Source organism: Pseudoalteromonas sp. BSi20311, assembly GCF_000239875.1.
Lineage (GTDB): Bacteria > Pseudomonadota > Gammaproteobacteria > Enterobacterales > Alteromonadaceae > Pseudoalteromonas.
Genome location: NZ_BADU01000151.1, coordinates 1 through 10,082, shown reverse-complemented (window position 1 = coordinate 10,082; position 10,082 = coordinate 1). Strand labels below are relative to the sequence as shown.

Here is a 10,082-nt window from a genome sequence, read left to right as displayed (position 1 = left end):
ACAGGAAGAGTTAACGTCTGCGTTAAAGCGGCTTGATCAACTGTGGGATGCTCAACATCTTTCGGAATCTGGAGGTGAGTTTCATCAACTAGTTGACTTGATTACTGCTTTTGAAGGGAAAAGCTGGGATTCATATTTTGGAACAGTTTATGCCGCATCAGATGATTTTATGTCGGAGCGTGCAATTACTGTTGGTAAATCTTAACAAAGTGGTATTAACAGTCGTAGGTGTTAACGATTTATATTCTGCCTGCATAACCCTAAAAGGATTAACTATCTAAAGATTTTATGATCCCACATGCTTCAATAGTATTGTTTGAACCACAAGCACTTGCCATCTGTTGTAACTCTGCTTTAAGCGCTCTTAATTCTTTCATGCGCTTATTCACTAATGCGAGTTGCTGATCAATTAATGCATTAACGCTAGAGCAGCTTTCTTCTGGCTTATTTTTTAATTCGATAAGACGTTTAATATCATTGAGTGATATATCTAGGCTGCGACAATGTTTTACGAATTCCAATTGTTTTAGTGCTTTACTATCATACAGCCTAAAATTACCTTCTGAACGGTTTGGATTTAACAGCAATCCTTCTCTTTCATAATATCTAATTGTCTGTATTGAACAACCTGATTTTTTTGAGAACTCGCCTATTTTCATAAAATTCCCTAACAAACTTGACTCTATAGTTACTATAGGATTTATAGTAATAATATACAAGTTAACCGGAGTATAAAATGGCTGAGAAATATTTAAATAATACGAATGTTGTTAATTTTGAACACAAGAATATCCAATCTCTTATTAATAAACGAGGGTGGAAAAATTTGGATGATTTCAACAAAATTGGTGCCGCTTATCAGTTTGTAAAAGATGAGATTCTCTTCGGCTATAATGAAAGCGATGATATTGCAGCAAGCGATGTGCTAGCAGATGGTTATGGGCAATGTAATACTAAGGGTAATCTATTAATGGCACTCTTGCGTGGATTAGGTATCCAGTGTCGTTTCCATGGTTTTACCATTGATCAGCAATTACAAAAAGGTGCCATTCCCAGCTATATATTTTGGCTAGCACCTAAATATATTATCCATAGTTGGGTAGAAGTTTATTTTGATGGGCGCTGGATTAATTTAGAGGGCTTTATATTAGATAGGCAATACTTAACCTCACTACAGCAGAAGTTTAACCAAGAAAAAGATGATTTTTGTGGTTATGGTGTTGCGACAAAGTGCTTTTCATCACCAGATACAGATTGGCGTGGAGAGGATACCTATATTCAAAAAGAAGGTATCCATGACGACTTTGGACTTTATAATTCCCCTGATGAATTTTACCTAGAAAAAGGCACAAATTTATCAGGAGTAAAACGTTGGTTGTATCAACGCGTGATCCGTCATTTGATTAATATGAATGTATCAAAAATTAGAAATACAAAAGCACTGGAGGTACAAAATGCACAACCATAGTCACAGTCACCATCATGAAAAAAACGACCGCATTGGTTGGGCGTTTTTTCTTAATGTGATATTTACTATTATTGAATTTATTGGCGGTTGGCTAACCAACAGTACCGCGATAATGGCTGATGCAGTTCACGATCTTGGTGATAGTCTTTCAATAGGTTTTGCGTGGATTTTAAGTCGTTTTTCAGATAAAGAAGCATCAGACAAATTCAGTTATGGTTATCGCCGACTTACACTTTTTGGTGCATTGGTAAATAGTATCGTTTTGATTATTGGTTCTATTTGGGTTTTATTTGAAGCAATACCGAGGTTGTCCAATCCTGAAATGCCTGTAGTTGAGGGGATGCTGGGACTTGCCATACTCGGTGTTGTCGTTAACGGATATGCGGTATTTAAATTAAAAGCGGGTGAAACACTAAATGAAAAAGTGCTGACATGGCATCTACTTGAAGATGTACTTGGCTGGGTTGCTGTTCTTATTGTTTCTGTCGTACTTTTTTTTGTTGAACTGCCAATTTTAGACCCTTTATTATCAATTGGCTTCACGCTATTTATCTTATTTAACGTTTTTAGAAACTTGAAATCAACGTTGGTACTTTTTCTTCAAGCGGCACCAGAAAAAGAGACCCAAGAACGTATTAAACAATCATTAATGGAATTTCCAGAAGTTAATGGTATCCATCACATGCACTTTTGGTCACTAGATGGTGAAAGTCACGTTTTAACAGCTCATCTTGAGCTAAGTGACAACTTTGAAGTTGAAAACTTAATTAGACTTAAACAAGAAGTTGCAACTAAATTAGCTTCCTATCATTTATCGCATACGACGATAGAGTTTGAGTTTTTAAATGAAAGTTGCCGAGACGATGCGAATTAAACTTTAAAAGTTGAAATAAAAAAGATTAAATATAAAAGCAGCTTAAACATAAATTAAGCTGCTTTTGGGGCATTAAATTTCGTCAGATTGCTGTTTACTAATCTCTGAGCCATGCGCCCACTGATATAAAACAGGTAATACAAACAAAGTTAAAATGGTAGAAGATACAATACCGCCGATAACAACTGTTGCTAGTGGTCGTTGTACTTCTGCTCCAATTCCAGTGTTTAGCGCCATTGGAATAAAACCTAAACTTGCAACTAGTGCCGTCATTAAAATAGGTCTTAAACGAATGATGGCACCTTCAATGATCGCTAAGTAAAGATCGCCTTTTTCATGCCAAAGGTCTCGAATAAAAGCCAACATAACCAAGCCATTTAATACGGCAACACCTGACAATGCAATGAAGCCGACACCTGCCGAAATAGATAAAGGCATGTCTCTTAAATAAAGAGAGAATACGCCCCCAGTTAATGCTAAAGGCACGCCACTGAAAATGATCAATGCATCTTTTAATGAACCAAATGCAATAACCAAAATACCTAAGATAACAACTAATGTGATCGGCACAACTAAGCTTAATCTTTTACTCGCTGACTCTAGTTGTTCAAACGTTCCGCCATAATCAAGCCAGTATCCTGCTGGGATTTCTCCTTCCTGATTAATTTTAGCTTTCACTTCTTTGACAAAACCGCCTAAATCTCTACCACGTACATTGACGGTAACCACAACTCTTCTTTTTCCGTTCTCACGGCTAATTTGAGCAGGTAAATACTCTGATTTAAGCTCTGCAAATTCTTCAAGTGGCACATAGTTACCATTCTCAAGTGGAAGCGGCAGATACTTCAAGCCATCGATATCCGTTCTTATTTGCTCTGGTAAACGAACAACTAACTCAAACCGTCTGTCACCTTCATAAATGATCCCCGCAGATTCACCGCCTATTGCTGTGGCAACCCAGTCTTGCAGTTCAGTAACACTCAAACCATACCTACCAAGCGCTTCGCGTTTAGGGATTACCGATAAAGATGGAACACCTGTGACTTGTTCCATTCGGGCATCTGCTGCACCATCGACGGTTTTCACAATATTTAGAATATCTTTTGCGGTCAGTAATAACCGATCCAAATCATCGCCAAATACTTTGATACCTACGTCTGCTCTAACACCTGAAATCAATTCATTGAAACGCATTTGAATAGGTTGAGTGAATTCATAGTTGTTGCCAGGAATGTTTTTCAATACCTCTTCCATTTCTTCAACTAATTCACTCTTCGGTTTTGAAGGTTCATTCCAATCTTTGCGTGGTTTTAATATAACAAAGATATCAGCAATACTCGGTGGCATTGGGTCAGTCGCAACTTCTGGAGTACCGATGCGCGAAAATACTTTATCAACCTCAGGAAATGCTTTAATACGTTTTTCAAGTACTTCTTGCATTTCTACTGATTGCTCTAGGCCAGTCGAAGGAATTCTTAACGCCTGTAGTGCAATATCACCTTCATTTAATTGTGGAACAAATTCTGTCCCAAGCGTAGTTGCTAACCAAAGGCTATACCCCATTAACAGCGTTGCAAATGAAACAATAATCCAACGAAATTTCATTGCCATAATTAGCAATGGTTTATAGATATACTTGGTTGAACGAATAACAACACTTTCTTTTTCGCTGATTATACCTTTCATAAATATCGCAACAGCAGCAGGAACCAGTGTAACTGAAAGGATCATGGCTGATATTAACGCCATTACGACAGTTGCCGCCATAGGATGGAACATTTTCCCTTCAACACCAGTTAGGGTGAAAATGGGTATGTATACCACTGTGATAATGGCTACACCAAACAGGCTTGGACGTATGACTTCTGAAGTGGCTTCAAAAACAGTATTTAGTCGTTCCCTTAGGTCTTGCCTATGACCGTTGTGTTGCGCCTCAGATAACCGACGAACAGAGTTTTCAACGATGATGACAGCCCCGTCCACTATCAAACCAAAGTCCAATGCACCAAGGCTCATTAAGTTAGCAGATACTCCTGCTTGTACCATACCTGTAATTGTCATTAACATTGATAGTGGTATTACGGCGGCTGTTATTAATGCGGCGCGTAAATTTCCAAGCAACAAGAAAAGTACAACGATAACTAATAGCGCACCTTCAACGAGGTTTTTGGTAACGGTTGCAATCGCTTTATCTACTAACGTTGTTCTATCATAAACAGGCTCTGCGATAATGCCTTTTGGAAGAGATTTTTGTATTTCACTGAGTTTCTGTTCTACATCTAAGGCAACGGTACGAGAATTCTCACCAATCAGCATCATGGTTGTACCAAGCACTGTCTCAATGCCATTACGAGTAGCAGCCCCTGTTCTAAGTTCTTTTCCTATAGCAACATTGGCAACATCACTTATTTTTACAGGAATACCATCGTTCTTTTTGATGATGACATTGAGGATTTCATCCATTGTCGCTAGTTGCCCAATGGAGCGTACTAACACTTGCTGTCCGTTTTGCTCAATATAGCCAGCGCCACGGTTATCATTGTTTTTACGCAATGCATCAGATATTTCTTCAAAGCTTACACGATGAAAAAGTAATTTTTCAGGTTTCGGCGTGATGTGATATTGCTTGTTGTAGCCGCCGATGCTGTTGACCTCAATGACGCCTTTAACCTGAGCCAATTGCGGTTTAATGATCCAGTCTTGAATTTCCCTCAGGGCAATAGCGGTATAAGGTTCTCCATTAGACATTTTAGCGTCAGGAGAAGCTTGCACTGTATACATAAATATTTCGCCAAGCCCTGTAGAAATAGGACCCATTTCTGGCTCTAAGCCAGAGGGAATAACGCCTTTTATCGCAGCTAGTCTGGCATTGATTAAGTTGCGTGCGAAATAAATATCTGTTCCCTCTTCAAAAATAACGGTTACTTGGGATAAACCATATCTTGACAGGGAACGGGTGTGAGACAGTTTTGGTAGTCCAGCTAACGCGGTTTCTACAGGAAAGGTTACCCTTTGCTCTGCTTCTAAAGGTGAATAACCGGGAGCAGAAGTATTTATTTGTACCTGTACGTTTGTTATATCTGGAACTGCATCAATGGGAAGTTTTTGATAACTCCACATACCAACGCCGATGATTACCATCAGCAAGCTTAATACTAAGTAGCGCCTATTTATTGCAAGACGCAAAATTGATTCAATCATATTGCGTCTCCTAATCGTCGTCTTCTACTTCAGATTTCAATATATCTGCTTTAATCAGATAACTGTTTTTGTTTACATATTCAGCGTCTTTACTGAGGCCATCAATGACCTCGATATAGTTTTTGTCTGAACGACCGAGGACAAGTGGTGCAAACTCATACTCTTCATCTTCTTTTACAAAGACACCAAATTGTCCTCCCAGTTCTTGTATGGCAACTTTCTCGACGGCTAAATCCACCTCAAATCGGTTTATCTTTACGCTACCCATTAATAATTGGCCTGAGGTTAGGTTTAGCTCAGTGTTATTTAAACGTACACGTGCTAAAACATATGACTGATCTATAGCTGGAATTATATTGGTGATGGTTGAGTTGAATGCTTGTTCACCATGCTCAATATCAACAGACTGACCGACTCTGATTTGATTATACTGGCTAGTAAAAACCTTAAATTCGGCCCACAACGTGTCAAAATTGACGATTTCAAACAAGCTGGTGTTTTGTGTGATACCGCCAATATTTCCATTTCTCTGTAAAACAGTCCCAGAAACAGGGGAAATTATCTTATAGGTATTTAAGCTTTCGTTAGATTCAATAACGGCTAATAGATCGCCTTTTTTTACCTTATCACCAACAGTGGAGTTTATTGTCTTTATAACGCCATTATATCTAGCGCCAACTTGAAATAATTGTTCAGCGCCTATCGTCGTAGCGCCGTATACAGGGATAGTTTGGTTCAACGTTTTTGAAGCTAAATAGGCTGTTTCAACACCAACTCTTTTTGCCATGTTATTGTTAATTTTGCTAATGCCTTCTTCGCCTTCATGTTCATCTTCACTAGCGAAAGCACTTTGAATGGGTGATAAATGCCCGATAAAAATCAATAGTGCGAGTAAATAGTTTTTCATTTTTAATTCCTAAACGATTCAGTTAATAACTGAATCAATAAATTGTTATTAATCTTAAAGTGATGTTTATTTAGAGTGACAGCGCTTCGTTTGTTAGTTTTTCTATCTCTGCGCCGTAAATCAGGGCAGCAGATGCCGCGTCAATAAGGGTTCGCCGAGCATTTAACAACTCTTGTCTAGCCGATACATAATCAAGGTAGCCATATCTACCTTTTTGATAGGCGTCTTGAGTATCTTCCAGTGCATCTTCAAGCATTGGAATAACTGACTGCTTTAATGAATTTGCCGTTAGTATGGCTTGTTTTCTATTGGAGTATGCTCGCAGTAAGTGATTTCTAAATCTTAACTTAGTCGCTTCTTTCTCTATAGCAACTTGATCACGCTCTGCTAAGGCACTAGCGATTGCGCCAGAATTTCGCTTTTCAGCAAACAAAGGTAAGCTAAAACCAGCGACCAGTGCCGTATCATTAGCTTCTTGAGAGCGCTAACACCAACAGACCATTTGATATTGGCAGTTGACTCCGTTTTAGCTAACTGTATTTCGGCCTCTTTTAGTCGCTGTTCACTTGCATAGATTTGAATCGCTGGATTTTTTTCTAACTTCGCAAAAAGGCTGTTGAAGTCACTATCATTGCCAAACTGAAAAAGATCACCTTTTACTTCAGAGAAAGTTACAGAGTTTTCTCCCCAGAAAGCCGCTAAAGAAAGTTTTAAATATTCCAAGCGCTTTTGTTCCGATTGAACAGTTAAATTTGCCTGAGCAATAACTGCTTTTGAGCGTTTTACTTCAGCCTCAGGAGTTGCACCTGCGCGGTTACGCTGAGATACAATCTCTAACGTTTCTTGTGCTAACTTCAGAGCATTATCTGCCAATATAACTCTTTGTTGGGCTGCAAGTACTTCCACGTACTTTTCAGTGACTTGAGCCATCAAGTTTAGTGCTGCTACCTCTTTTTCAGCAGTGAGCAATGCTCTTGAGTTTGAAACAAGCCCAATTCGCGCTGAGCGTTTATCTCCCATTTCAATAACCGAAGATAGAGCGACAGTTAATTCTGCGCTTTCGAATGCAGAGAATTCAGCTGAGCCTGCAAAGTTCTCGGCTTCAAGTTCTAGTTCATAAGCGGGATTTAAACTTGCTGTTTGTTCTCGTCCTATTAATGCGGTTTGTTTGAAATCAAATATTTTGAGTTCAGGATTTTGTTTAAGCGTTCGCTGTATTGCCTCTTGAAGATTTAACTGCTTTTCAAAGGCATAAACATTAAATGTAAAAAGTGACAAAGCGAGAAACGCGATATATTTGAGCCGAGGTGTTACACACCTCAAAATTTCTATCTTGCGATGCACACAGGTATTAAGTGCCATATATACTTTCCTATAAATTTATATGTGATATTTAGGTCATTAACATATGACCTTTCTTAATTTTCTATAAAATTTAGGCGTATTTAGGTGGGCGGAATGGCACCGAGATATAGCCTTTTAGCTCAGGAGAAACTAAGGAGTAGGTAAGGAAGTGATCTGTTGCTTGGAAAATGTTACAAGAAGAATCTGCATTTAAAAATAAGTGACAGCAGCAACAAAAATTACAATTTTCAATTGAAGAGTTGCTATTATTCACCTCAAACATATTGGAGGTTTCTGAAGCTTTTAGTGGGGTAGTTGACTCAGTTAGTGATGTGTTAAAAGAACTTTCTATCAAGTTTATTTCAAGCTCTTCTAGCGAAAAAAACACAGACTGCACCGCGATTAAAAGCATTATCACGTATGATATATATGGTTTGAAATATGATGGGTGCATTAGGTTCATTGCTATCTAGTTCGCTTCAATCAGTCTGATAGTTCCCAAAGGCGTTGGGACTATGTTTAAATCTGAAACATGAGTAAACCCTGATTCAACCACCAAAGAGGGAATAACTCCATCTACATATCTTTTGTAGTTTCGAAACCATCTAATACCTGAACGACAAAGAACAATATCCGTTGAAATATTGAAGTAGGCTTTCCCCAGTCTGCAATTATTAAAGTACCGTCCGGTTTCAGTACCCGACGAATTTCAGTTAATGTAGCGAGCTTAGCTGAACTGTTTAAGTGGTGAAAAAACAAACTTGAAACTACGATGTCAAAAGAGTTTTCATCAAAAGGCATTTTTTGCCCAAAGCCATGTCTAAAAGAAATATTTAGATCTTTGCCTATAACTTTTTTCTGTGAAATATCTAGAGCGGTTTGGTCTGCATCTAAGCCTATTACGGTATGTTTAGGTGATTTTTCAGCTATTAATTTTGTGAGCGTTCCTGTTCCACAACCAACATCAAGTAGGTTGTTTCCTTTGACGTTGGCAACTTTATCAACAATCAGCTTTTTAAAAAATGCTTCTCTCGTGGTGATAGCAACGAGGCTGTCATAAAAACTCGTTAACCAATGAAATCGTAGTGGTGGAATATAGGTATTGTTTTTCATAAGTTCAATTACCTTTAGCCGTTTGAGCCAGACTTAAACTAGCTATACAGGTGTCAATAATGGTTTTGAAATTTAAATAAATGGTCATGATTGATTTCAGCTAATACTTTAGCTGTAAGATGCGGCGAGCACCGTTTAAAACGACAAGAGCAATTATCAAACCAATCACTAAATCTGGATAACGGCTGCTAGTTACTGTAACTAATAAGCCAGCTAAGATTACACCTACGTTTGCGATTACGTCATTTGCGGAAAAAATCCAACTCGCTTTCATATGAGCGCCGTCTTCTTTGTTACCAAATATTAAAAACAGACAAGCAATGTTAGCGATTAGTGCTATTCCACCAAATATCATCATTAAAGAAGAGATAGGTTCACTACCGTAAATAAAGCGTCTTACGACTTCACTCAAAGCACCTAGCGCTAGAATAATTTGAAGTACACCAGATATATGTGCCGCTCTAAGTTTCATGCTTATGCTTTTACCGACAGCATATATAGCTAAACCATAAACAGCAGCATCAGCAAACATATCTAATGAGTCGGCAATAAGGCCAGCAGATTGCGCAATAATCCCAGCAATTACTTCTATAAAAAACATGACTCCATTAATGGCTAACAACCATTTTAGCGTTGATGCTTCTTTCATCTCATTTTTTTGGGCTAGATCTTTTGCTTTTGCAGCTTCGGTGCTGCAACTTTCTTTAGTTGATGCCAACTCTGCACCGAGATTGAGTTGTTGTAATTTTTTTGTTATCTCATCTAAATTTTCATCATGAAAAACCTTGACTAAACGACTAGGAATATCAAATTGCAACCCAACTGAAGGCTCAATTGAGTCAAGTGCTAACCTAATCAACCTTTCTTCTGAAGGACAGTCCATTTGAGGCACTTTATATGTACTGACAAACCCGCCACTATAGTTATCTAATTGCGCATCAATTTTTACGTCTTCATTGGTAGAAGATGATTGACACTGACCACTACATTTTTCTGACATATTTAACATTCCGTAACGATATTAAAATAAGTATAAATTCTATAGTGGCTATAGAGTCAAATGAAAAATCATTTAATGTGAAAAGAGTAGAAACTGACTGGAAATGCTAGTTTAAGTAAATAGTTTCTGCTAGTATTTTAAATACTATATTTAACTGGTGATAACTTTGAACCTT

Annotated in this window: 10 protein-coding genes; 3 read left to right on the top strand and 7 right to left on the bottom strand. The window is 38.0% G+C overall.

The genetic code is table 11. The features are described from left to right. A partial coding sequence (locus P20311_RS19070; RefSeq protein WP_036985256.1) for a hypothetical protein occupies positions 1-205 on the top strand: 205 nt, incomplete at its 5' end. 64 nt (positions 206-269) lie between these two features. On the opposite strand, the gene cadR is transcribed toward P20311_RS19070, so the two are convergent. Beyond that, positions 270-659, bottom strand: a complete 390-nt coding sequence (gene cadR / locus P20311_RS14755; protein ID WP_036985255.1) for a Cd(II)/Pb(II)-responsive transcriptional regulator — start codon at positions 657-659, stop codon at positions 270-272. 77 nt (positions 660-736) lie between these two features. On the opposite strand from cadR, the gene P20311_RS14750 reads away from it, so the two are divergent. Together P20311_RS14750 and P20311_RS14745 are read left to right on the top strand one after the other, a co-directional pair. Then, complete coding sequence (locus P20311_RS14750; protein WP_036985254.1) at positions 737-1,468, top strand: transglutaminase family protein; 732 nt, start codon at positions 737-739, stop codon at positions 1,466-1,468. After that, positions 1,455-2,342 (top strand): cation diffusion facilitator family transporter, encoded by an 888-nt coding sequence (locus P20311_RS14745; protein WP_008114333.1) that lies wholly within the window; start codon positions 1,455-1,457, stop codon positions 2,340-2,342. Before P20311_RS14750 ends, P20311_RS14745 begins: the two co-directional genes overlap by 14 nt. 72 nt (positions 2,343-2,414) lie before the next feature. Here the strand turns inward: P20311_RS14745 and P20311_RS14740 are convergent, their stop codons facing one another. From P20311_RS14740 to P20311_RS14720, 6 genes are all read right to left on the bottom strand, one after another. After that, positions 2,415-5,543, bottom strand: coding sequence for an efflux RND transporter permease subunit (locus tag P20311_RS14740; protein WP_008114332.1), 3,129 nt, complete (start codon positions 5,541-5,543; stop codon positions 2,415-2,417). A 10-nt stretch (positions 5,544-5,553) separates the two neighbouring features. Next, on the bottom strand, positions 5,554-6,450 hold the full coding sequence (locus P20311_RS14735) for an efflux RND transporter periplasmic adaptor subunit (RefSeq protein WP_008114330.1): 897 nt from the start codon (positions 6,448-6,450) through the stop codon (positions 5,554-5,556). Positions 6,451-6,520: 70 nt separating this feature from the next. Beyond that, positions 6,521-6,883: a TolC family protein gene (locus P20311_RS19350; RefSeq protein ID WP_008114327.1), complete on the bottom strand. Its 363-nt coding sequence runs from the start codon at positions 6,881-6,883 to the stop codon at positions 6,521-6,523. Continuing rightward, positions 6,838-7,812 (bottom strand): TolC family protein, encoded by a 975-nt coding sequence (locus P20311_RS14730; protein ID WP_008114326.1) that lies wholly within the window; start codon positions 7,810-7,812, stop codon positions 6,838-6,840. Before P20311_RS14730 ends, P20311_RS19350 begins: the two co-directional genes overlap by 46 nt. A 558-nt stretch (positions 7,813-8,370) precedes the next feature. Continuing rightward, positions 8,371-8,907 (bottom strand): class I SAM-dependent methyltransferase, encoded by a 537-nt coding sequence (locus P20311_RS14725; RefSeq protein WP_008114324.1) that lies wholly within the window; start codon positions 8,905-8,907, stop codon positions 8,371-8,373. Positions 8,908-9,007: 100 nt separating this feature from the next. Further along, on the bottom strand, positions 9,008-9,907 hold the full coding sequence (locus tag P20311_RS14720) for a cation transporter (RefSeq protein WP_008114323.1): 900 nt from the start codon (positions 9,905-9,907) through the stop codon (positions 9,008-9,010). Positions 9,908-10,082 lie beyond the last annotated feature (175 nt).

Excerpts from the sequence above, each read along its gene's own strand:
- P20311_RS14740 (WP_008114332.1), bottom strand. The coding sequence starts at position 5,543 with ATGATTGAATCAATTTTGCGTCTTGCAATAAATAGGCGCTACTTAGTA.
- P20311_RS14735 (WP_008114330.1), bottom strand. The coding sequence starts at position 6,450 with ATGAAAAACTATTTACTCGCACTATTGATTTTTATCGGGCATTTATCA.
- cadR (WP_036985255.1), bottom strand. The coding sequence starts at position 659 with ATGAAAATAGGCGAGTTCTCAAAAAAATCAGGTTGTTCAATACAGACA.
- P20311_RS14730 (WP_008114326.1), bottom strand. The coding sequence starts at position 7,812 with ATGGCACTTAATACCTGTGTGCATCGCAAGATAGAAATTTTGAGGTGT.
- P20311_RS14725 (WP_008114324.1), bottom strand. The coding sequence starts at position 8,907 with ATGAAAAACAATACCTATATTCCACCACTACGATTTCATTGGTTAACG.
- P20311_RS14745 (WP_008114333.1), top strand. The coding sequence starts at position 1,455 with ATGCACAACCATAGTCACAGTCACCATCATGAAAAAAACGACCGCATT.
- P20311_RS14750 (WP_036985254.1), top strand. The coding sequence starts at position 737 with ATGGCTGAGAAATATTTAAATAATACGAATGTTGTTAATTTTGAACAC.
- P20311_RS14720 (WP_008114323.1), bottom strand. The coding sequence starts at position 9,907 with ATGTCAGAAAAATGTAGTGGTCAGTGTCAATCATCTTCTACCAATGAA.